Genomic DNA, 21,013 nt, shown 5'->3' on the forward strand with positions numbered 1-21,013 from the left:
TACGGGAGCCGCCAAAGCGCAAACGCGAAGTGGGGGAGGGCGCCCCGGCGGGCCTCACCGTCCTGGCTTACCGGCCCTGGGTCGCCACCGTCACCTTGTTCATGAACAGCTCGGGCTGGCCCTCGACGATCAGCGGCAGATGGTCGGCGACGGCGTCGATCAGCGGCTCGACCCAGCTCTGGTCGGCCTTGGCGAAGTCGTGCAGCACATAGCCGCTGACCAGATCCTTGTTGCCGGGATGGCCGATGCCGAGCCGGATGCGCCAGTAGTCCTTGCCGATGTGGCTGTCGATGGAGCGCAGGCCGTTGTGCCCGCCATGGCCGCCGCCCTTCTTCACCCGCATCTTGCCGGGCGGCAAATCCAGCTCGTCGTGGATGACGACGACGTTCTCGGGCTTCAGCTTGAAGAATTGCAGCGCGGCCACCACCGACTGGCCGGACAGGTTCATGAAGGTGCCCGGTTCCAGCGCCAGTACCTTGTCGCCGGCGACGGTGCCCTCGGCGGTCACACCCTGGAAGCGCTTCCTCCAGGGGGAGAAGTTGTAGCGGCGGGCGATCGCCTCGGCCGCCATGAAGCCGATGTTGTGGCGGTTGCGCGCGTATTCGGACCCCGGGTTGCCCAAGCCGACCAGCAGCAGCATCGCGTCACCCTCTCGACCACAAAATCCCTTTGCACAAACGAAGCGGGGGGCCGAAGCCCCCCGCCGAACACGTCATCGAAGCGCGACCGCTCAGGCGGTGGCCTCGGCCTCCTCGGACTTCAGGCCCGACGGGGCGACGATCGTCGCGATGGTGAAATCGCGGTCGGTGATCGCCGAGACGACACCCTCCGGCAGGGTCACCGCCGAGATGTGGATCGAGGCGCCGACGTCGAAGCCCTCGCACGACACCTGGATGCTCTCCGGGATGTTGTCGGCCGGGCATTCCAGGTCCAGCTCGTGGCGGACGATGTTCAGCACGCCGCCGCGCTTCAGGCCGGGCGACTTGTCCTGGGCGACGAACTCGACCGGGACATGCACGACGATGCGGGTGTCGCTGGTGACGCGCAGGAAGTCGACATGCAGGGGCACGTCGGTCACCGGGTGGAACTGCACGTCGCGCGGCAGCACGCGGTGGGCGGCGCCGTCGACGGTCACGTCGAACAGGTGCGTGAAGAAGCCCGGCTGGTGCAGGACGCGGGTGAACTCGAACTTCTCGAGCGAGATGGTGACGGGAGCCTGCTTGCCACCGTAGATGACGGCCGGAATGCGGCCGTCACGACGGGTTTGGCGGGCGGTCCCCTTGCCGGCCCGTTCGCGCCCTTCGGCGCCGAGCGGAATGATCTTGGTCATGACGATGCTCCAAAACGAAAAGGGCGCCGGCCTCCAGGGGTGCCGACGCTGTGGGGCGGGTCATAGCCGCAAGGGGCCGTGGCGTCAAGCAGGGAGTGGTCCGGCGGGCATGAAGCCTATTTCCGCCCGTCGCCGTAGCGGCGGCAGTCGCGTTCGTCGGTGCCGCGCTCCGCCCGTCCGCCGTTGGAGGTGCGGTAACCCGGGTCGTCGCAGCGCCCGTTGTTGGCGTAGCGCCGGTCCTGGTAGGAGTTGCGGCCACCATGGGAGTCGTGGTGGTGGCGGCCCGACGACGCGTAGCGGCGGCGGTCGTAATCGTTGTCGTTGTCGTCCGACGCGGTGGCGGCCAGCACGCCAAGCCCGACCACGGCGGCGCCGATCAGCAGCGCTGTCCCCGTGTCGTCCGATCCGTTGTTGCCGGCGCAACCCGACAGCGCGATCGAGCCGGCGAGCGCCGTGACGGCAAGAAACCTGAAGCGCATGACGACCCCTCCCGCTGTACTGTTCAACCGATGAACAGCCCCGGAGCCGATTGTCATCCACACAATCGCAGTTTTGCGACGGATTTCACGGGATGAAACAAAACGACCCTTTCCGTCCGGCGACGGAAAGGGTCGAACTCTTGCGAGCCTTAGGTGCTGTCTTACGAGAACAGGCTCGACACCGAGCGCTCCTCGCTGATGCGGGCGATGGCCTCGGCGATCAGCGGGGCGATGGTGAGCTGGCGGGTGTTGCGCGACACGCGCACCGCCTCGGTCGCCTGGATGCTGTCGGTGGTGACCAGCTTCTCCAGCGGCGACACCGCGACGCGGGCGACGGCCCCGCCGGACAGCACGCCGTGGGTGCAGTAGGCGTGCACCGACTTGGCCCCGGCCTCCATCAGCGCCACGGCGGCGTTGCACAGCGTGCCGCCCGAATCGACGATGTCGTCGATCAGGATGCAGTGGCGCCCCTGGGCGTCGCCGATGATGTTCATCACCTCCGACACGCCGGCGCGCTCGCGCCGCTTGTCGATGATGGCGAGGTCGGCGTCGAGCCGCTTGGCCAGCGCGCGGGCGCGCACCACGCCGCCGACGTCCGGCGACACGATGGTGACCTCGCCGACATGCTCGGCGAAGGACTGGCGGATGTCCTTCTCGAACACCGGCGCGGCCATCAGGTTGTCGGTCGGAATGTCGAAGAAGCCCTGGATCTGGCCGGCGTGCAGGTCCATCGTCAGCACGCGGTTGGCGCCGGCCTGGGTGATCAGGTTGGCGACCAGCTTGGCGGAGATCGGCGTGCGCGGGCCGGTCTTGCGATCCTGGCGGGCGTAGCCGTAGTAGGGGATGACCGCCGTGATGCGCCGGGCCGACCCGCGACGCAGGGCGTCGATCGTCACCAGCAGTTCCATCAGGTTGTCGTTGGCCGGGAACGAGGTCGACTGGACGACGAACACGTCCTCGCCGCGCACGTTCTCCAGGATCTCGACGAACACCTCCATGTCGGAGAAGCGACGCACGCTGGCCTTGGTCAGCGGGACGCCCAGACAGGTGGAGATCGCCTCGGCCAGCGGACGGTTGCTGTTGCCGGCAAGCACCTTCATCGGAGTCGGCTCTCTTTGCAGGGAAACGGCTCAAGTGCGCCCGCCGCTGCCGCGCCGTCGCCCCTTGAAAACGGGGCGGACCATAACAAAGGGGCGTGCCTATGTAAACGTTCCATGACGCCGGGGCCGACCCGGATGGGGAAACCCGACCTGCGCCGGTGGCATGGCCGTCGGAGCCCGCCGGTTGCCGCGGCGGATCATCGGACGGGCGCGCAGACGAGTCCTGGAATCTTCGCGAGATGGGTCTTCAGCGGCAGGTCGCCGCGGGTGAAATGGTCGAGGAACCAGAAGGGCAGCAGGTGGTCGGCCTTTTCCTTGGCGTAGCCGAAGGCGAAGGCCGATTCCCGTTCGTCGACCTGGGCGATGATGTCGTCGAGCAGCAGGACCAGCCGGCGGTGCTGCGACCGGTGGTCGGCGAGCAGCGGGTAGCGGATTGCCGCCTGCACCCGTTCCTCCTGCTCGAAATGGCGGAAGGCGAGGGCGCGCAGCCGTTCCAGCAGGGCGATGGCGCGGGGGCGCTGCTCCTCTTCGCCGGGCAGGGCGACGAAATGGCGGATCAGTTCGTTCAGCCGGTGGTGGTCGTCGTCGAGCGCGCCCCGGTCGATGCTCATCGTGTCGCGCCATTCCAGCATGCCACGGCCTCCCGGTTTTCGCCCTTTCGCCACCGAATCATCGCGCGAACGTCGTCCGGCCGCAATCGCGTCAAAGGCCGAAGACTTTCGTCATAAACGATCGGCGGCCCGAAGCACCCACCGGTCGGCGGGCGGCCGGCGGCGACAAGATCAACCCCTGGGGGAGGGTTCAGCCCTGGAGGACGATGGAGGACAGGCCGCGCCCGTAATCCGACTCGCCCTTCAGGCAGGAGCGGCGGTAGCTGAAGAAACGGTCCTCCTCGGCCACCGTGTCGTTGGGGCAGCGCTGGATCACCGCGACCCCGGCGTCGCCCAGCCGGCGGGTGACGTAGGCCGGCAGGTCGAACAGGAAATGGCCGTCGCGGCGGGCCGGGGCGAAATAGTCGCGGTTGCGCTCGTCCTCCTCCAGGAAGGGGGCGGGGAATTCCGGCCCGACCTCGTAGGAACGCTGGGCGATGCAGGGACCGATGCAGGCGACGATGCGGTTGGGCTTGGCCCCCAGCTCGATCATGCGGGCGACGGTCGCCTCCAGCACACCGCCCTTGGCGCCCTTCCAGCCGGCGTGCGCCGCGCCGATGACGCGGGCCTTGGTGTCGGCCAGCAGCACCGGGGCGCAGTCGGCGGTCAGGATGCCGAGCGCGATCCCCGTCTGGCGGGTCGCCATGGCGTCGGCCTTCGGCGCGGTCTCCGGAGTCCACGGCTCCTCGACCACGACGCAGGTCGGGCTGTGGATCTGGTGGCAGGTGACGAGGTGGCTGGACGGCACCTCCATCCGCGCGGCGGCGCGGGCGCGGTTCTCATGCACGGCGGCCGGTGCGTCGGAGGAGCCGAGCCCGCAGTTCAGCGAGGCGTAGAGGCCGGTGGAGACGCCGCCGCTGCGGGTGAAAAAGGCGTGGCGGATGTGGGTGATGTCGTTCAGCGCGCCGAGTGTGATCACGAACGCCGTCCTTCCCTGTCTCTGTCCCGGATCCGATTGGTTCGGACCCTTACTCGGTTTGTGCCTGCGCGGGCTCGAAGCCGGCGGGGGCGGTGCCCCCGCTGAAGACTCCGGGCGTGGTGAGCGCAAGCGCCTTGAACAGCGTGCCCATTTGCTCCGGTCCGATCAAGCGGCCGAGCGCGGAGCGGATGTCGGCGGCCTGCGCGGGGGTGGCCTTGGCGGAGAGCATGGCGGCGCGCTGGCGGATGCCGAGCCGCTCCAGCCATTCCCCCTGGTCCACCGTGCCGAAGGCGTCGGCCCCGGCGGCCCTGGCGGCGGCGGCGAGCGCGGCGAAATCGACATGCGCGGTCAGGTCGGCCTCGCCGGGATCGTCGAGCGCCGGGGCGTAGGCGTGGCGGCGCAGCGCCTGGAGCGTGTCGCCCACCGCAGGCCCGTGGGCGTAGCCGTAATCGACGATCAGCGCCGCGCCGGGGTGGGCGGCCAGCCGTGCCCCGATGGCCCCGGCGACGGAGAGCGAGGCGGGGGAGACCTCGACGACGCTGCCCTCCGGGGCGGTGTCGCGCAGGGGCCCGGGCACCAGCCGGCTGCCGGAGCTGCCGAACGCCTCCAGCACGAAGCGGAAGCGCGGCGCCTCCTGCGTCGCGGCCGGGCCTTCCGCCGGATCGAGGTCGATCAGGCGTTCGAACCAGCCGTGGCTGGTCTTCTGCACCTGACGGATCGGCAGCGCGTCGAAGAACTCGTTGGCGATCAGCAGGGTGGGGCCCTCGGGAACCTCCTCCAGCCGGTCGTGCCAGTGGACGGCGACGGAGTCGCCCAGCGTCTCGCGCTGGCGGGCGCGCAGCGTCGGGCTGGTCTCGACCAGATGGACGATGGCGCCTTCCACGAAGGCCGGCACCACGGCGGCGGCGCGCAGCGCGTCGCGCATCAGGGTGCCGCGTCCGGGACCCAGCTCGACCAGATGGAAGGGGGTGGGGCCGCCGAGCCGCGCCCATGTGTCCACGCACCACAGCCCGACCAGCTCGCCGAACATCTGGCTGATTTCCGGCGCGGTGGTGAAATCGCCGCCGGCGCCGAACGGGTCCTGGCGCGTGTAGTAGCCGAAGCGGGGGTGGCCCAGCGCCTCGGCCATGAAGGCGCCGACGCTGAGCGGACCGTCCACGACGATGCGGCGGGCCAGCAGCCGGGCGAGCGTGTCGCCGCCCCTTTCTTCGATTTCGCCCCCGGTCATGCCGGCAGCGCCGTCCGCCGCCCGCCGCGCAGCACCAGCCACAGCCCGATGGCGACCATCGGCAGCGACAGCAGCTGGCCCATGGTGGCCCCGGCGAACAGGAAGCCCAACTGCGGGTCGGGCTCGCGGAAGAATTCGACGATGATGCGCGACAGGCCGTAGCCGATGAAGAACAGCCCGCCCACCGTGCCGGGACGGCGGCGGACGGCCGGCGTGTGCATGGCGATGGCGAGGATGATGAAGAGGACCAGCCCTTCCAGCGCCGCCTCGTAGAGCTGGCTGGGGTGGCGCGGCACCTGGAGCGGGTCGCGCGGGAACACCATCGCCCAGGCGAAGTCCGGCGCCGGGCGGCCGTACAGCTCGCCGTTGATGAAGTTGGCGATGCGGCCGAAGAACAGGCCGATCGGCGCGCAGGCGGCGACGATGTCGCCGAAGACGAAGGCGGAGATCGTCCGCCGCCAGCAGAACAGCGCGATGGCCAGCAGCACGCCGATCATGCCGCCGTGGAACGACATGCCGCCGTGCCAGACCTGGAGCGCGTCCAGCGGGTTCGCCGCGTAGTAGGGCAGATTGTAGAACAGCACGTAGCCCAGCCGGCCGCCCAGGATGGTGCCGATCACCGCCCAGGTCAGGAAATCGTCGAAATCCTCCGGCGTCGGCCGGCTGTCGGCGTCGAGCCGGGCCAGCCGCAGGCAGTAGCGCCAGCCCAGCACGAAGCCGGCCAGATAGGCCAGCGCGTACCAGCGGATGACGACCGGCCCGACGGCGAGGGCGACCGGGTCGATGGCGGGAAACGGGATGGCCAGCATGAAATCTCCGCTCAGCGGTACGGGTCGGGGCGGGACAGGAAATCCTGCACGTAGCGCCGGACCCCCTCTTCCAGCTCGGTGAAGGGCTGGTCGAACCCGGCGGCGCGCAGACGCTCCGTCTTCGCTTGCGTGAAATATTGGTATTTGCCGCGCAGATGCTCGGGCATGTCGAAGTACTCCACTCGGGGAGCCTGCCCGAGTGCTTCGAAGGTCGCCAGCGCCAGATCCTTGAAGCTGCGGGCCTTTCCGGTGCCGACGTTGAACAGGCCGCTGACCTCCGGGTGGTCGTGCAGCCACAGCATGACCGCCACGCAATCGTCGACGAAGATGAAGTCGCGCAGTTGGCCGCCGTCCTCGAAACCGTCCTTGTGCGACTTGAACAGGCGCGCGGGCTGGCCGGCGGCAAGCTGGGGATGCAGCTTGGCGACGACGCTCATCATGTCGCCCTTGTGGGCCTCGTTCGGGCCGTAGACGTTGAAGAACTTCAGCCCGGCCCATTGCGGCGGCGTCAGGTCGGCGCTGGCGACGGCGCGGGCGACGTGCCGGTCGATCAGGTGCTTGGACCAGCCATAGGCGTTGAGCGGGCGCAGCCTCGCCAGCGCCTCGCTGGAGCCGTCGTCGTCGAAGCCGGCCGAACCGTCGCCGTAGGTCGCGGCGGAGGAGGCGTAGATCAGCCGGCAGCCGCGCCACGCGCACCAGCGCCAGAGATCCAGCGTCAGCGCGACGTTGTTGGCGACGATCTTGTCGACGTCGCGCTCGGTGGTGGCGGAGATGGCGCCGAGGTGGAAGATCGTGTCGATCTCGGCGGCGTGCTGGTCGAGGAAGGCCAGCGTGTTCTCGGGGGCGACCAGGGTGGCGACCTCGCGCTTGGCGAGGTTCTGCCATTTCTCGCCGTCGCGGAAGCGGTCGACCACCGCGACGTCGACGATGCCGCGCGCCGCCAGCGCCGCGACGAGGTTGGAGCCGATGAAGCCGGCCCCGCCGGTGACCACGATCATGCCGCTGTCCGCTGTTGCTTGACGCTGCCGGACTTATAGGCGGGGCGTGGCGTGGGGGCAAGGTTGTGGGGAAGTGGTCGCTCCGCGTGCCCCCACCCTTACCTCCCCCGCTGGGCGGGGGAGGGGACTGCCGCCGAACGCCGACAAGGCTCCTGTCCCCTTCCCCCGCCCAGCGGGGGAAGGTCGGGATGGGGGCTCGTGTGCTTGATTACCGGACCGACCGGTTGGCCGCGCTGACCAGCGCCCGCAGCGAGGCCGTCACGATGTCGGCGTCGATGCCGACGCCGAACAGGGTGCGGTCGTCGCCGGTCTTGACCTCGACATAGGCACAGGCCTGGGCGTCCTCGCCCTCGCCGATGGCGTGCTCGCGGTAGTCCAGCACATGCAGGTCCAGCCCGCAGCCCTGGCGCAGCGCGTCGACGAAGGCGTCGATCGGACCCTTGCCCGAGCCCTTGATGGTCGAGACCTTGCCGTCGCGCTCCACCACCGCGTTCAGCACGCGCGGGCCGGAGTTGGGGCCGCGCGGCTCGGTCGAATGCTCGATCAGGGCCAGCGGCTTGTCGGCGTCCAGATACTCGGCCTTGAAGGCGGCGTGGATGTTGGTCGGCGACAGCTCCTTGCCGGTCTCGTCGGCGACGCGCTGGACGACCTTGGAGAACTCGATCTGGAGGCGGCGCGGGATTTGCAGCCCGTAGTCCTTCTCCAGCACATAGGCGATGCCGCCCTTGCCCGACTGGCTGTTGATGCGGATCACCGCCTCGTAGCTGCGGCCCAGATCCTGCGGGTCGATCGGCAGGTAGGGGACTTCCCACTTGCCGGTGTTGGACTTGGACAGCGCCTTCAGCCCCTTGTTGATCGCGTCCTGGTGCGAGCCGGAGAAGGCGGTGAAGACCAGCTCGCCGGCGTAGGGGTGGCGCGGGTGGACCGGCAGCTGCGTGCAGTATTCCGAGACGCGGACGATCTCGTTGATGTCGTCGATCGCCAGACCCGGATCGACGCCCTGGGTGAACATGTTCAGCGCCAGCGTCACCACGTCGACGTTGCCGGTGCGCTCGCCGTTGCCGAACAGCGTGCCCTCGACGCGGTCGGCGCCGGCCAGCAGGCCCAGCTCGGCCGCCGCGACGCCGGTGCCGCGGTCGTTGTGCGGGTGCAGCGAGATGATCGCGCACTCGCGGTTCTTCATCGTCTTGCAGAACCATTCGATCTGGTCGGCGTGGACGTTCGGCATCGACATCTCGACGGTCGAGGGCAGATTCAGGATGATCTTGCGCTCGGGCGTCGGCTGCCAGACCTCCATCACCGCCTCGCAGATCTCGACCGCGAAGTCCAGCTCGGTGCCGGTGAAGCTTTCCGGCGAGTATTGCAGGACGATCTCGGTCTCCGGCGTCTCGTCGGCCAGCGTCTTGATCAGCCTGGCGCCCTGGACGGCGATGTCGACGATGCCCTGGCGGTCCATGCCGAAGACGACGCGGCGTTGCAGCTCGGAGGTCGAGTTGTACAGGTGGACGATGGCGCGCTTGGCGCCCTTGATGCCCTCGAAGGTGCGGCGGATCAGCTCCTCGCGGGCCTGGGTCAGCACCTGGATGGTCACGCCGTCGGGGATCTTGTTGCCGTCGATGATCTCGCGGCAGAAGTCGAAATCGGTCTGCGAGGCGGCCGGGAAGCCGACCTCGATCTCCTTGAAGCCCATGCGCAGCAGCGTGTCGAACATGGCGCGCTTGCGGTCCGGGCCCATCGGCTCGATCAGCGCCTGGTTGCCGTCGCGCAGGTCGACCGAGCACCACATCGGCGCCTTGTCCAGCACGCGCGACGGCCATTGGCGGTCGGTCAGCTGCACGGGCGGGAAGGGAGTGTACTTGTCGGCGGACTTGGCCTGAATGGAGGGCGCGGCAACGAAGGCGGTGGTGGCGGTCATGATGGCGTCTGGCTCCTGTGGTGCCCCGGATCGCTGTCTTGCGGTTCGGATCGACGGGGCGTCTTCGCGGAAAAGGTGGGGGCCGGCGATGGTACGGCCGTCGAGCCGCCGGGTGTGGCTCAACGACCGTTGCTAAGTCGCAGCCCCGGCCTCGGCCGGGCGGAGCGGGTGCGATGATCGCTCATGATGTGGTGGAACTTCGACCAGTGACGGCAGGAGGACGAACGCGCTTACCCGGACGCTTCAGAGCGCCGGGTACGTAAGAAGGAGAGCGGTCGTGCGGTCGATGCAGGTCATGGCGCGCACTGTGCGTAGGCACGGCATCGCTGTCAAGCGCCGGATTGCGGACGCCGCCAACCATCACCGGAAAAGATGATACAGCGCCGGCAGCAGCAGCGCCGTCGCCAGCCCGTTCAGCCCCATGCCCAGCCCGGCGAAGGCGCCGGCCACCTCGTTGACCTGGAGCGCGCGGGCGGTGCCGATGCCGTGGGCCGCCACCCCCATGCCGAAGCCGCGCGCGCGCCAGTCCTTCACCCGCACGAGGTTCAGCACCCAGGTGCCGAAGGTGGCGGCGATGATGCCTGTGATGATGACGAAGACGGCGGTCAGCGAGGGCAGGCCGCCGATCTGCTCCGACACGCCCATGGCGATGGGGGAGGTCACCGACTTCGGCGCCATCGACAGCATCGTCGCCATCGAGCCGCCGAAGGCCCAGGCCAGCGCCACGGCGCTCAGCGCCGAGGCGGTGGACCCGACCAGCAGCGCCACCAGCATCGCCAGGGCGGAGCGGCGGACCTGGTTGAACTGGTTGTGGAGCGGCACCGCCAGCGCCACCGTCGCCGGCCCCAACAGGAAATGCACGAACTGCGCGCCGTCGAAATAGGTGCGGTAATCGATCCCCGACAGGGTCAGCGCCCCGGTGATCAGCAGCACGGCGATCAGCACCGGATTCAGCACCGGCCGCCGGCCGAAGCGCTCGAACACCCACAGCCCCGCCTGATAGGCGACCAGCGTCAGCGTCAGCCCGGCGAGCGGGCTGGCCGACAGGTAGACCCAGATTTCGCGCAGGTCGGCGTTCAGCCCGGCGTTCACGGCCGCGTCTCCCCGTCGGTGCCGCGGCGCAGCAGGGCGGCCATCAACTTGGCGGTGACGGCGACGCCGAACAGCGTGCTGCCGAACAGGGCGACGGCGATGGGCAGCGCCTCGGAACCCAGCCGCTCCATGTGGGTCATGACGCCGACCCCGGCCGGGATGAACAGCAGCGACAGGTGGCGCAGGATGCCGCCGGCCGTGTCCTGCACCGCGCGCGGAACGCCGCCGCGCAGCAGCAGCCCGGCGAAGAGGAGCAGCATGCCGAGGACCGGACCCGGAACCGGCAGATGCAGGAGGCGGGCGATCAGCTCCCCCGCCAACTGGCAGAGCAGCAGGATGGTGAGGGTTCCAAGCATGGGCGGGCTCCGGAAAGGGCTTTCGGTCGGGCTGTGCGTGAAGGTGGGACTATTGCACCGCAGCACGGCGCGTTGCACCGCTCGTCGCCCCGGTCAGCCATGCGGCTCGCGGCGGGCCGGCTCGGGCGTTCCACCGAAGCCGGCCGGAACCGGGAAACGAAGCCGCAGCCCGGCTGTTCTCATGTCCGGATGCGCAAGCGCGGATGCCCCTTGGGGGTGTCCTTGACGAGGGAGAGGGGAATGGCGTCGAACAGTCTGGAGGCGTGGAACCGATCGGCCGGCCGGCTGGTGCCGCCCGGAACTGGCCAGGCCGGGATGGCGGGGCGCTGGGCCGCGATGATGGGCGGAACGGCGCTGGGGCTGCTGGGCGCGCGGCGCGGCGGCTGGGGCGGCATGGCGCTCGGCGCGGTCGGTGCCGGGCTGTTCCTGGCCGGTGCCGTTGGGGCCGGTGCCGTTGGGGCCGTCGCCGCCGGCCGACCGCTGGAGGCGGGGCTCGCGGCGATGCGGCGGGGCGGCGCCCCGGCCCGCCGGCGCCCGCACCGCACGCCGGAGCGCACCCAGGCCGTCGTCACCATCGCCGCCCCGGCGGAGACCGTGTACCGCTTCTGGCGCAACTTCGCGAACCTGCCGAAGCTGATGCCGTGGCTCGACCGTGTCGACGTGCTGTCGGCGACGGAAAGCCACTGGATCGCCAGGGGCGTCGACGGCGAGCCGCTGCGCTGGCGCGCCGTGCTCGACCGCGACGACGAGAACGCGCTGCTGACCTGGCACACGGCGGGCGAGACTCCGCTGCCGCACCGCGCCTCGCTGATGCTGAAGCCGGCGCCGGGCGACCGTGGGACCGAGGTGCGGCTGACCCTGGTCCACCGCCACCCGCCGAGCGACGTCGCCCAGCTGCTGGGTCTCGCCCCCGACCGCCAGGGCGAGGAGGCGTTGCGCCGCCTGAAGCAGCGCATCGAGACCGGCGAGCTGTCCACCCTGGAGCGCCAGCCGCACGGCGAACGCGGGCTCGGCCCCGCCGGCCGGGAGGAGGGCACGCGATGAGGGCGCTGTGCTGGAACGGGGTGAACGACCTGCGGGTGGAGCGCGTGCCCGATCCCGTGCTGGTCAACCCGCACGACGTGATCGTCAAGGTGTCGCTGTCCTCGGTCTGCGGCTCCGACCTGCATCTGCTGGGCGGCTATGTGCCGACCATGCAGCCCGGCGACATCATCGGCCATGAGTTCCTCGGCGAGATCGTCGAGAAGGGGCCGGAGGTCCGCCACCTCAACCGGGGCGACCGCATCGTCACCGTGTCGATCATCGGCTGCGGCCAGTGCGGCCATTGCCGGCACGGCGACTCCTCGCTGTGCGACAACTCCAACCCGAAGCCGGATTACGCCCGCGCCGCCTACGGCCATTGCGGCGCCGGCATCTTCGGCTACAGCCACGCCTTCGGCGGCTATGCCGGCAGCCACGCCGAATACATCCGCGTCCCCTACGCCGACTTCAACGGCTTCCGCGTGCCGGAGGGGGTGAGCGACGAGCAGGCGGTCTTCGTGTCCGACGCGGTGCCGACCGGCTACATGGCCGCCGACATGGCCGGCATCAGGCCGGGCGACGTGGTGGCGGTGTGGGGCTGCGGCGGCGTTGGCCAGATGGCGATGCGCAGCGCCTATCTGCTGGGCGCCGAGCGGGTGATCGGCATCGACCGCGTTCCCGACCGGCTGCGCGCCGCCCAGATGAAGGCCGGGGCGGAGACGCTGGACTACACGCGGACCGACGTCTTCGACGCGCTCCAGGCGATGACCGGCGGGCGCGGCCCCGACGTCTGCATCGACGCGGTGGGCATGGAGGCCGACAGCCCCTCCAACGCGCTGGAGGATCTGTACGACCGCGCCAAGCAGGCGGTCGGCTTGCAGACCGACCGGCCCGCCGTGCTGCGCCAGATGATCGAGAGCTGCCGCAAGGGCGGCACCCTGTCGATCGTCGGGGTCTATGGCGGCGTCATCGACAAATTCCCGATGGGCGCGGCGATGAACAAGGGGCTGACCTTCCGCATGGGCCAGCAGAACGGCCAGCGCTACGCCGAGCGCCTGTTCGGGCACATCGCCAGGGGCGAACTCGACCCGTCCTACCTGATGACGCACCGCTGGTCGCTCGACGACGGGCCGCGGGGCTACCGCATGTTCAAGGAGAAGGCCGACGACTGCCTGCGCGTGGTCTTCGCGCCGCATTCGTGAGGGAGGGCAAAGCCATGGATCTGATCTACGCCTACCCGGCCGAGAAGGGCCGGGGCGTCGAGGCCGAGATCGTCGGCGGCCTGCGCGACCGTTTCGGCGCCGTCGCCCAGACCGGCCGGGAGAAGCGCGACGCCGAGCGCGGCGGTCGCACCGACGTGTTCGTCACGCTGGAGGTGCGCGACGACCGCGCCGAGGCGGCGCTCGACGCGCTGCGGGCGCACCCGCTGGTGATCGACGCCGCCGCCCGCAGCTTCGGCGAGCGGGTGTAGCGCATGGGGGCGTCCGCGCGGGAGCGGCGCGGTGGGGGGAAAAGCGCATCGTCCGAAAGTTGTAGGGGTTTCTCCCAGGGAGCCGGAGTCGCGGAAATTCCGGTTGTTCCTGCCCTTTGAATACCCTTGAAAAATATATGGATTGCGCGAGTTCGCTTCCTGTCTCGCGGCAATTTTTTGCAGCGTGTCGGGAAATTTTCCGATCATGCAACGAAAGGGGGTAACTTTTTCGAAAGAATTGGTGGGAATGATTGCGTCGTCACTACTCATTCCTGACGCGCCCCGCCGTACACCCGAAGAAATTCGGCAGGACGCGCCTGCATACGCTGGCATTCAGCGGAGGACGTCATGACGATCACCAACTGGTCCATTGCGCAGAAATTGTATCTTCTTGTTGGTGTTTTCACGGCGGTGATCGCTTTGGTCAGCGCGGTCGGGCTGAATGGCGTGGAACGGCTCGGCGACGCAACCGAGGAGATCAACTCGGCCGGGGGCGAGGCGTTCCTGGGCGCCCGGATCAGCCAGAACATCCTTTCCCTCAGCCGCAACGAGTTCCGCCTCGCCCTCGACCCGACGCCCGAGCAGGTCGTCGAGGTGCAGAAGGTGATCGACGACCAGCGCAAGCAGGCGACCGACCGCATCGCTGAGCTGAAGGCGACCGCCGACTCGGCGAAGCTCGCGCAGATCGCCGCGCTGGAGACCGCGTACGGCGCCTACATGCCGGCGCTGGAGGAGACGTTGCGGGTCAGCCGCCAGCTCGGCGGGCAGGTGGTGAGCAACGAGGCGCAGAAGACGATCCGCGAGGCGGCGATGCGCAGCCGGCTGCTCGCCAACGAGCTGGTGAAGGCGATGCGGGCCTACACCGACATGGCCGACAAGGCCAGCGACGCCGCCGCCGCCGCCGCCCAGACCACCGCCCGGAGCACCTTCCGCCTGATGGTGATGGTCGCCGCGCTGGGCGTGCTGGGCGGCGCCGTGATGGGCTGGCTGATCGCCCGCTTCGCCATCGCCAAGCCGATGGCCGCCTCGGTCGACTGCCTGCGCCGGCTGGTGTCGGGGGACGGCTCGGTGGCGGTCTACGGGGCCGGGCGCCGGGACGAGGTCGGCGCCATCGCCGGCGCCATGCTCATCTTCAAGGAGAATCTGGAGCGCAACCGCCAGCTCGAGGCCGAGGCCGCCGAGACCGCCCGCCGCAACGAGGCCGACCGGCGCCACCTGATGACGACGCTGGCCGACGAGTTCGAGGCGAGCATCAAGAGCATCGCCGGCACCGTCTCGGCGGCGGCGACCCAGCTCCAGGCCAACGCGGAATCGCTGTCGGCGACCGCCGAGGAAACCGCCCGCCAGTCCTCCGCCGTCGCCAGCGCGACCGAGCAGGCCTCGGCCAGCGTGCAGACCGTCGCCGCCGCGTCGGAGCAGATGAGCTGCTCGATCACCGAGATCAGCCGTCAGGTCTCCGAATCCTCGCGCATCTCGCAAGGGGCGGTGCAGGAGGTCGAGCAGACCAACAGCACGGTGGAGGGGCTGGCCGCCGCCGCCCAGCGCATCGGCGACGTGGTCAGCCTGATCCAGAACATAGCCGCGCAGACCAATCTGCTGGCGCTCAACGCCACCATCGAGGCGGCCCGCGCCGGGGACGCCGGCAAGGGCTTCGCGGTGGTCGCCAACGAGGTCAAGGCGCTGGCCGGCCAGACCGCCAAGGCCACCGAGGAGATCGCCAGCCAGGTGTCGGGCATCCAGGCGGCCACCGGCGGGGCGGTCGGGGCGATCCGCGGCATCGGCCAGACCATCGTCCGCGTCAACGGCATCGCCAACTCGATCGCCACGGCGGTCGAGCAGCAGGCCGGCGCGACGCGGGAGATCGGCCGCAGCGTCCAGCAGGCGGCGCAGGGCACCCAGGAGGTGGCCAACAACATCACCGGGGTCAGCCGCGCGGCGGAGGACGCCGGCTCCGCCTCCTCGGACGTGCTGACCGCCGCCGACAGCCTGAGCCGCGACGCCGAGCGGCTGAGCGCCGAACTGGACGGCTTCGTCGCCCGCATCCGCGCCGCCTGACCGGGCGGTTGGGCGGCTCCGCCGATATCCGCTATCGGACGGATGTTGCAGGGAAATTCGGGAGGGAGGGGGGACCGGCGCGGATGGCGCCTGTTGTCGGGGGGCCGGGGCCGAGCGGTTCGGCCGCAGCCGGTTCCCCCGAACGCAAGGTCCCATCCCGTGGCGCTTTCCCCCGCATCCCCCTCCCTTTCCGGCATGGCCCGGCCGGCGGCCCGTCGCCGGCCCGTCGGCGTCGAAATCCTTCCTTGTGGAACCGTTCATGCGCGGGTCTGGGCGCCGAAGGCCGGCCGCGTCGATCTGGTGGTCGAGCCGGACGGGCACGCCGTCGCGCTGACGGGCGAGGGGGACGGCTATTTTTCCGGTCCGGTCGCCGGCTTGGCGGTGGGCGGGCTGTACCGTTTCCGCCTCGACGGCGGGGAGCAGGACGCGGACCGGCTGCATCCCGATCCGGCCTCGCGCTTCCAGCCGGACGGGCCGCACGGTCCCTCGCGGCTGGTCGATCCGGAAGCCTTCGCCTGGAGCGACGGCGGCTGGCCGGGCCGCTCCATCGCCGGGCAGGTTGTCTACGAAATGCACATCGGCACCTTCACGCCGGAGGGGACGTGGGACGCCGCCCGGCGCGAGCTGCCGGCGCTGGCCGAGCTGGGCGTGACGGTGCTGGAGCTGATGCCGGTGGCCGACTTCCCCGGCCGATTCGGCTGGGGGTACGACGGGGTCAACCTGTTCGCGCCGACGCGGCTCTACGGCGATCCCGACGCGATGCGCCGCTTCGTCGACACGGCGCACGGGCTTGGGTTGGCCGTCATCCTGGACGTCGTCTACAACCATCTCGGACCGGACGGCAATTATCTGACCTGCTTCGCCGACGCCTACTTCTCCGACCGCTACGAGAACGAGTGGGGCGAGGCGATCAACTTCGACGGCCCCGACTCCGGCCCGGTGCGCGAATTCTTCCTCGCCAACGCCGCCTTCTGGATCGACGAGTATCACCTCGACGGGCTGCGGCTGGACGCGACGCAGCAGATCTTCGACAGCGGCACCCCGCACATCCTGACCGGGATCGCCCGCGCCGTCCGGGAGGCGGCCGGCGGCCGCGCGACCATCCTGGTCGCGGAGAACGAACCGCAGCACGCCACCATGGTCCGACCGGCGGAGCGGGGCGGCCATGGCCTCGACGCCCTGTGGAACGACGATTTCCATCATTCCGCGATGGTCGCCCTGACCGGGCGGAGCGAGGCCTACTATTCGGATTACCGGGGCACGCCGCAGGAGATCGTGTCGGCCGTGAAGCATGGCTTCCTCTACCAGGGGCAGTGGTATTCCTGGCAGAGGCAGCGGCGCGGCATGCCGGCCTTCGGGCTGCCCCGGCCGGTCTTCGTCACCTTCCTCCAGAACCATGACCAGATCGCCAATTCGGGGCGGGGGCTGCGCCTGCACGCGCTGACCGCGCCGGGGCGGCTGCGGGCGATGACGGCGCTGCTGCTGCTCGGCCCGGGCACGCCGATGCTGTTCCAGGGCCAGGAGTTCGCGGCGAGCGCTCCCTTCCTCTACTTCGCCGACCACAAGGCGGAGCTGGCGGTCCTGGTCGCGAAGGGGCGGGCGGAGTTCCTGTCCCAGTTTCCCAGCCTCGCCGATCCGGCGATGCGGGCGGAGCTGGCCGCGCCGCACGCCGGGGACAGCTTTCGCCGCTGCACGCTCGACCATGGCGAGCGCGACGCCCACGCCGAGGTCTGGGCGCTGCACCGGGATCTCCTGCGCCTGCGGCGCGAGGACGCGGTCTTCGCCACGCAGGGAGAGGGCGGGGTCGATGGGGCCGTGCTGGGCGAGGAGGCGTTCGTCCTGCGCTTTTTCGGGAATGAAGGGGACGATCGGCTGTTGCTGGTCAATCTCGGTCGCGATCTGACCTTGCGGGTGCTGCCCGAACCGCTGCTTGCGCCGCCGCTTGGACGGCGCTGGTCCCCGCTGTGGTCCAGCGAGGACCCACGCTATGGCGGGTGCGGCGTCGCCCCGCTGGAGGATGCGGCCGGGCCGGGGGCGGGACTGCCGGGGGCGGGACCGGGGATCGGATCGGGAGAGGGGGGCTGGCGCCTGCCCGGCCACGCCGCCCTGGTGCTGGCGCCCGCCGCCGCTCCCGATGACCCCGCCGCCACGCCGTCCACCAATCCGCAGGACCATCATGGCTGATTTCGTTCGCACCCTGACGCGCACCGTCCTGACATCCGATGCCGACGCGGCGCAGAGCCGCGAATGGCTGGTCGCCAACGGCCTGGGCGGTTACGCCTCCGGCGCCGTGTCGGGGGCGGTGACGCGGCGCTACCACGGGCTGCTCGTCGCGGCGCTGCCGGCCCCGCTCGGCCGCGTGCTGATGCTCAGCCAGCTGAGCGAGATCGTGGTCGAGGCCGACGGCAGCGAATACTGGCTCAGCGGGCAGGATTCCGGCCCCGACCCGCGCGCCCAGGAGAAGCCGGCGGCGCTGCTGGAGTTCCGCATGGAATCGGGCCTGCCGGTCTGGCGGTTCCGCGCCGACGGGGCGGTGATCGAGAAGCAGGTCGTGCTGCCGCACGGCCAGAACATCGTCCACGTCACCTACCGGGTGATCGAGGCGGCCAGGCCGGTCCAGTTGCGGCTGCGCCCGGTGCTGGCCTTCCGCGCGCTGGAGGCGGCGGTCGACCATCCGCTCGCCCGCGACTACCGCGTCAGCGCCGCCGGCCAGCGCTACGAGGTGTCCGCCGGTCCCGACCTGCCGGTGCTGCGCATGATCATCGAGGGGGCGGATTTCCCGATGACGCTGGATGGCGGCATCCGGCGCGAGGTGTATTACAGCGTCGAGGCCGAGCGCGGCTACGCCTCGCACGGGTCGCTGTGGACCCCCGGCTATTTCAGCGGCGAGCTGGCCGCCGGCCAGAGCATCACCTTCGCCGCCGCGACCGAGGAGTGGTGGCGGCTGGAGGCGCTGCCGCCCGCCGACGTGCTGGGCTTCGAGACGGAGCGCCGCCGCCGCATCGCCCGCAACGCCCACCCCGCGCTGCGCCATGGGCCGATGGCCGAACTGGTGCTGTCCGCCGACAGCTTCCTGTTCGTGCCCGCCGGCCGCGTCGCCGACCAGATGCGCGCGCGGGCGGAAGGCGACGAGGTGCGCACCGTCATCGCCGGCTACCATTGGTTCACCGACTGGGGGCGCGACACGATGATCGCGCTGGAGGGGCTGACGCTGTCGACCGGCCGCCACGACGAGGCCGGCTGGATCCTGCGGACCTTCGCCCATTACATCCGCGACGGTCTGATCCCCAACATGTTCCCCGACGGCAAGGACAAGGGACTCTACCACACCGCCGACGCGACGCTGTGGTTCTTCCACGCGCTGAACCGCTATCTGCGCGTCACCAACGACCGCGACACCCTGCGGCTGCTGCTGCCCCGGCTGATGGAGGTGGTCGAGCACCACCGGCGCGGCACCCGCTTCGGCATCGGCGTCGATCCGAAGGACGGGCTGCTGCGCCAGGGGCAGGAGGGCTACCAGCTCACCTGGATGGACGCCAAGGTGGACGACTGGGTGGTCACCCCGCGCCGGGGCAAGGCGGTGGAGATCAACGCCCTCTGGTACAACGCCCTGCGGCTGATGGCCGGCTGGCTGCGGGTGGAGGACGGCGAGCCCGCCGCCCGCCCGCTCGACCAGATGGCCGATCAGGCGGAGGCCTCCTTCAACGCCCGCTTCTGGTGCGCGTCCGCCGGTCATCTCTTCGACGTGATCGACGGCGAGCACGGCAACGACATCGCCTGCCGGCCCAACCAGATCTTCGCGGTGTCGCTCGACAACCCGGTGCTGATGCGTGAACGCTGGGAACCGGTGGTCGAGACGGTGCGCACGCGCCTGCTGACGCCGCTCGGCCTGCGGTCGCTGGCGCCCGGCTGCCGGGACTACAAGGCGAAGTATTTCGGCGATCTCAGGGCGCGCGACGCCGCCTATCACCAGGGGACGGTGTGGGCCTGGCTGATCGGTCCCTTCGTCGATTCCTGGCTGAAGCTGCACCCGGAGGACAAGGCGGGGGCACGGCGCTTCCTGGAAGGCTTCCTGCCCCATCTCGACGAGGCCGGCATCGGCACCATCAGCGAGATCTTCGACGCCGAAGCGCCGTTCCAGCCGCGCGGCTGCATCTCCCAGGCCTGGAGCGTGGCGGAGGTTCTGCGCGGCTGGGTGGCGACCGAGCCCGGCTGATCCGGCGGCCTATGGCCGAACGGCATAGCTGGGCTCGGCGGACCCCGCGAATCCGCGCCGTTGGTGGCATGCCGTTCGCCCACAGTTGTCAACAGGGCACAGCCTGTCGCCGAATCGTCACGAACCGTCCCGTGTCACAGATTCCAATTGACACGTCCGGATGGGCCGGGGCAGGCGAAAAACGCCTTTCTCAAGCAATATCAGTGGTTTGCAATATTTGCCTATAAAACAGGCAAACCTTCCGCGACCGTTGAATCGCCTGTGTCGAATCGGACATGGCCGGGTCTTTTCAACACACTTATCCACAGACTCTGTGGAGAGTGTTCCGCCGCGACGCGTCATGCCGATGGTGGCAGGCCCTTGGGCCTAGGGTTGTGCCCATCGGGGTAAACGGTTTGGATTTTGGATCAACGCGGAAAAGCATCCTATAATTCGCCAGGGTCGACGGGGGTGGCCGCAGGGTGGACGCCGCAGGGCGTTCCGTCCCGCCCTCTCCCGAGGTCGCCGCAACGGAGGTGCCCGCATGGAGGTGCCGATGCAGAACGTCGCAGGCATGGGATGCGCGCCGGGCCGCGACCGCCGGCCGCGCGCCGGCGCGACCGGTGGCCGCCACGCGGTGGGGGCCGTGGCGTTCGCCGGACCGGCCCTGGCGGCGGTCGTGGCGGCCGCCCTGACGCTTCATCTGCTGGCCGAACTGGTCTTCCGCCTTCCGGACGCCGATCCGCTCGGGGTGCTGTCGCTTCTGGCCGGCATGGCGGCGGTCCTGGTCACGCTGATGCCCTTCACCCTGCTGTGGGCCTGCCGCGCGCAGCGGGCGTGGTCCGCCGTCTGGCATGCTGCGCCGCCGCCACGGGCGCCCGCCCGGATTCCATAGGCGAAATCCTCCGGGCGAAACGGGCGGGGCGGCGGATCGAAACGGTTGCTCCCCACGGTGGCTTGCGGGTTTAATCCGCGGGCCGGCCGGCGCCTTGCCGACGGCGATGGCGCAGCGCTGGAGCGGACGAATGGGCCTTTTCGATTTCCTGAAGATCACGGTGCCGGCCAAGAAGCCGGCCAAGGCCCCCTCACGCCTTTCCGTCAGCATCGTCGAATTCGACGGCCGCAGCTTTCCGCTCGCCGCGCTGACGACCAAGGGCTTCGTCACCAAGAGCTTCGACGGCTCCCTGATCCCGGGCCAGAACGCCCGGGTCACCGTGCGGGTGGACGACGCCGCCGGCAAGTTCACCTTTTCCGCGACGATCACCGTGGCCGACACGGCCGGCTCAAAGCTGGTCGGCACCTGGACCATGCTGCCGACCGAGGTCGATGAGGTGATTCGGAAATACGCCCAGATCCGCGGCAAGCAGGCCGGGGGAAAATAAGGCCGCCCCGCCCC

At 70.0% G+C, this 21,013-nt stretch carries 20 protein-coding genes; 8 read left to right on the plus strand and 12 right to left on the minus strand.

The annotated features are described in order from the left end of the window. Positions 1 to 67: 67 nt before the first annotated feature. From pth to J2847_RS00485, 12 genes are all read right to left on the minus strand, one after another. Positions 68 to 640 (minus strand): aminoacyl-tRNA hydrolase, encoded by a 573-nt coding sequence (pth, locus tag J2847_RS00430; RefSeq protein ID WP_209776218.1) that lies wholly within the window; start codon positions 638 to 640, stop codon positions 68 to 70. 90 nt (positions 641 to 730) lie between these two features. After that, positions 731 to 1,330, minus strand: a complete 600-nt coding sequence (locus tag J2847_RS00435) for a 50S ribosomal protein L25/general stress protein Ctc (RefSeq protein ID WP_085556143.1) — start codon at positions 1,328 to 1,330, stop codon at positions 731 to 733. Between the two features lie 116 nt (positions 1,331 to 1,446). Then, positions 1,447 to 1,809, minus strand: a complete 363-nt coding sequence (locus tag J2847_RS00440; protein ID WP_209776219.1) for a hypothetical protein — start codon at positions 1,807 to 1,809, stop codon at positions 1,447 to 1,449. Between the two features lie 161 nt (positions 1,810 to 1,970). Next, complete coding sequence (locus J2847_RS00445) at positions 1,971 to 2,909, minus strand: ribose-phosphate pyrophosphokinase (RefSeq protein WP_085556145.1); 939 nt, start codon at positions 2,907 to 2,909, stop codon at positions 1,971 to 1,973. Positions 2,910 to 3,106: 197 nt separating this feature from the next. Further along, the gene (locus J2847_RS00450) at positions 3,107 to 3,541 is read right to left on the minus strand and encodes a bacteriohemerythrin (protein ID WP_085556146.1); all 435 of its coding nucleotides are present in this window, start codon (positions 3,539 to 3,541) and stop codon (positions 3,107 to 3,109) included. 169 nt (positions 3,542 to 3,710) lie between these two features. Continuing rightward, a complete protein-coding gene (gene pgeF / locus J2847_RS00455; RefSeq protein WP_209776221.1) occupies positions 3,711 to 4,478 on the minus strand; it encodes a peptidoglycan editing factor PgeF in 768 nt (255 codons plus the stop codon). Positions 4,479 to 4,527: 49 nt separating this feature from the next. Then, positions 4,528 to 5,706: a class I SAM-dependent methyltransferase gene (locus J2847_RS00460; RefSeq protein ID WP_209776223.1), complete on the minus strand. Its 1,179-nt coding sequence runs from the start codon at positions 5,704 to 5,706 to the stop codon at positions 4,528 to 4,530. Then, positions 5,703 to 6,515, minus strand: coding sequence for a prolipoprotein diacylglyceryl transferase (gene lgt / locus J2847_RS00465; RefSeq protein ID WP_209776224.1), 813 nt, complete (start codon positions 6,513 to 6,515; stop codon positions 5,703 to 5,705). Before lgt ends, J2847_RS00460 begins: the two co-directional genes overlap by 4 nt. 11 nt (positions 6,516 to 6,526) lie before the next feature. After that, positions 6,527 to 7,513: an ADP-glyceromanno-heptose 6-epimerase gene (gene rfaD / locus J2847_RS00470; protein ID WP_209776226.1), complete on the minus strand. Its 987-nt coding sequence runs from the start codon at positions 7,511 to 7,513 to the stop codon at positions 6,527 to 6,529. 208 nt (positions 7,514 to 7,721) lie between these two features. Continuing rightward, complete coding sequence (gene leuA, locus J2847_RS00475) at positions 7,722 to 9,392, minus strand: 2-isopropylmalate synthase (RefSeq protein ID WP_411800555.1); 1,671 nt, start codon at positions 9,390 to 9,392, stop codon at positions 7,722 to 7,724. Between the two features lie 396 nt (positions 9,393 to 9,788). Next, positions 9,789 to 10,508 (minus strand): LrgB family protein, encoded by a 720-nt coding sequence (locus tag J2847_RS00480; RefSeq protein ID WP_209776698.1) that lies wholly within the window; start codon positions 10,506 to 10,508, stop codon positions 9,789 to 9,791. A gap of 8 nt (positions 10,509 to 10,516) precedes the next feature. Beyond that, positions 10,517 to 10,876, minus strand: coding sequence for a CidA/LrgA family protein (locus tag J2847_RS00485; protein ID WP_209776229.1), 360 nt, complete (start codon positions 10,874 to 10,876; stop codon positions 10,517 to 10,519). A 240-nt stretch (positions 10,877 to 11,116) separates the two neighbouring features. Here J2847_RS00485 and J2847_RS00490 point away from each other — a divergent pair, with 240 nt between their 5' ends. The 8 genes from J2847_RS00490 to J2847_RS00525 all read left to right on the plus strand — a co-directional run bounded on the left by J2847_RS00490 (position 11,117) and on the right by J2847_RS00525 (position 20,999). Then, positions 11,117 to 11,920 (plus strand): SRPBCC family protein, encoded by an 804-nt coding sequence (locus J2847_RS00490; RefSeq protein WP_209776231.1) that lies wholly within the window; start codon positions 11,117 to 11,119, stop codon positions 11,918 to 11,920. Continuing rightward, positions 11,917 to 13,098, plus strand: a complete 1,182-nt coding sequence (locus J2847_RS00495; RefSeq protein WP_209776232.1) for a zinc-dependent alcohol dehydrogenase — start codon at positions 11,917 to 11,919, stop codon at positions 13,096 to 13,098. The genes J2847_RS00490 and J2847_RS00495 overlap by 4 nt, the downstream gene beginning before the upstream one ends. 14 nt (positions 13,099 to 13,112) lie before the next feature. After that, positions 13,113 to 13,367 (plus strand): hypothetical protein, encoded by a 255-nt coding sequence (locus tag J2847_RS00500; protein WP_209776234.1) that lies wholly within the window; start codon positions 13,113 to 13,115, stop codon positions 13,365 to 13,367. A 348-nt stretch (positions 13,368 to 13,715) separates the two neighbouring features. Beyond that, a complete protein-coding gene (locus tag J2847_RS00505) occupies positions 13,716 to 15,422 on the plus strand; it encodes a methyl-accepting chemotaxis protein (RefSeq protein ID WP_209776236.1) in 1,707 nt (568 codons plus the stop codon). 159 nt (positions 15,423 to 15,581) lie between these two features. Next, positions 15,582 to 17,606: a malto-oligosyltrehalose trehalohydrolase gene (gene treZ / locus J2847_RS00510; protein ID WP_325169287.1), complete on the plus strand. Its 2,025-nt coding sequence runs from the start codon at positions 15,582 to 15,584 to the stop codon at positions 17,604 to 17,606. Continuing rightward, positions 17,599 to 19,638, plus strand: a complete 2,040-nt coding sequence (locus tag J2847_RS00515; RefSeq protein ID WP_209776238.1) for an amylo-alpha-1,6-glucosidase — start codon at positions 17,599 to 17,601, stop codon at positions 19,636 to 19,638. Before treZ ends, J2847_RS00515 begins: the two co-directional genes overlap by 8 nt. A 535-nt stretch (positions 19,639 to 20,173) precedes the next feature. After that, a complete protein-coding gene (locus J2847_RS00520) occupies positions 20,174 to 20,512 on the plus strand; it encodes a hypothetical protein (RefSeq protein ID WP_209776240.1) in 339 nt (112 codons plus the stop codon). Positions 20,513 to 20,606: 94 nt separating this feature from the next. Next, positions 20,607 to 20,999: a hypothetical protein gene (locus J2847_RS00525; RefSeq protein ID WP_233474202.1), complete on the plus strand. Its 393-nt coding sequence runs from the start codon at positions 20,607 to 20,609 to the stop codon at positions 20,997 to 20,999. Positions 21,000 to 21,013: the final 14 nt, after the last annotated feature.

Source organism: Azospirillum agricola (assembly GCF_017876095.1).
Lineage (GTDB): Bacteria > Pseudomonadota > Alphaproteobacteria > Azospirillales > Azospirillaceae > Azospirillum > Azospirillum agricola.

Bases quoted from the DNA above. Each gene is read 5' to 3' on its own strand.
- pth (WP_209776218.1), bottom strand. From the start codon at position 640: ATGCTGCTGCTGGTCGGCTTGGGCAACCCGGGGTCCGAATACGCGCGC.
- J2847_RS00435 (WP_085556143.1), bottom strand. From the start codon at position 1,330: ATGACCAAGATCATTCCGCTCGGCGCCGAAGGGCGCGAACGGGCCGGC.
- J2847_RS00440 (WP_209776219.1), bottom strand. From the start codon at position 1,809: ATGCGCTTCAGGTTTCTTGCCGTCACGGCGCTCGCCGGCTCGATCGCG.
- J2847_RS00445 (WP_085556145.1), bottom strand. From the start codon at position 2,909: ATGAAGGTGCTTGCCGGCAACAGCAACCGTCCGCTGGCCGAGGCGATC.
- J2847_RS00450 (WP_085556146.1), bottom strand. From the start codon at position 3,541: ATGCTGGAATGGCGCGACACGATGAGCATCGACCGGGGCGCGCTCGAC.
- J2847_RS00460 (WP_209776223.1), bottom strand. From the start codon at position 5,706: ATGACCGGGGGCGAAATCGAAGAAAGGGGCGGCGACACGCTCGCCCGG.
- lgt (WP_209776224.1), bottom strand. From the start codon at position 6,515: ATGCTGGCCATCCCGTTTCCCGCCATCGACCCGGTCGCCCTCGCCGTC.
- rfaD (WP_209776226.1), bottom strand. From the start codon at position 7,513: ATGATCGTGGTCACCGGCGGGGCCGGCTTCATCGGCTCCAACCTCGTC.
- J2847_RS00485 (WP_209776229.1), bottom strand. From the start codon at position 10,876: ATGCTTGGAACCCTCACCATCCTGCTGCTCTGCCAGTTGGCGGGGGAG.
- J2847_RS00490 (WP_209776231.1), top strand. From the start codon at position 11,117: ATGGCGTCGAACAGTCTGGAGGCGTGGAACCGATCGGCCGGCCGGCTG.
- J2847_RS00495 (WP_209776232.1), top strand. From the start codon at position 11,917: ATGAGGGCGCTGTGCTGGAACGGGGTGAACGACCTGCGGGTGGAGCGC.
- J2847_RS00500 (WP_209776234.1), top strand. From the start codon at position 13,113: ATGGATCTGATCTACGCCTACCCGGCCGAGAAGGGCCGGGGCGTCGAG.
- J2847_RS00505 (WP_209776236.1), top strand. From the start codon at position 13,716: ATGACGATCACCAACTGGTCCATTGCGCAGAAATTGTATCTTCTTGTT.
- J2847_RS00515 (WP_209776238.1), top strand. From the start codon at position 17,599: ATGGCTGATTTCGTTCGCACCCTGACGCGCACCGTCCTGACATCCGAT.
- J2847_RS00520 (WP_209776240.1), top strand. From the start codon at position 20,174: ATGCAGAACGTCGCAGGCATGGGATGCGCGCCGGGCCGCGACCGCCGG.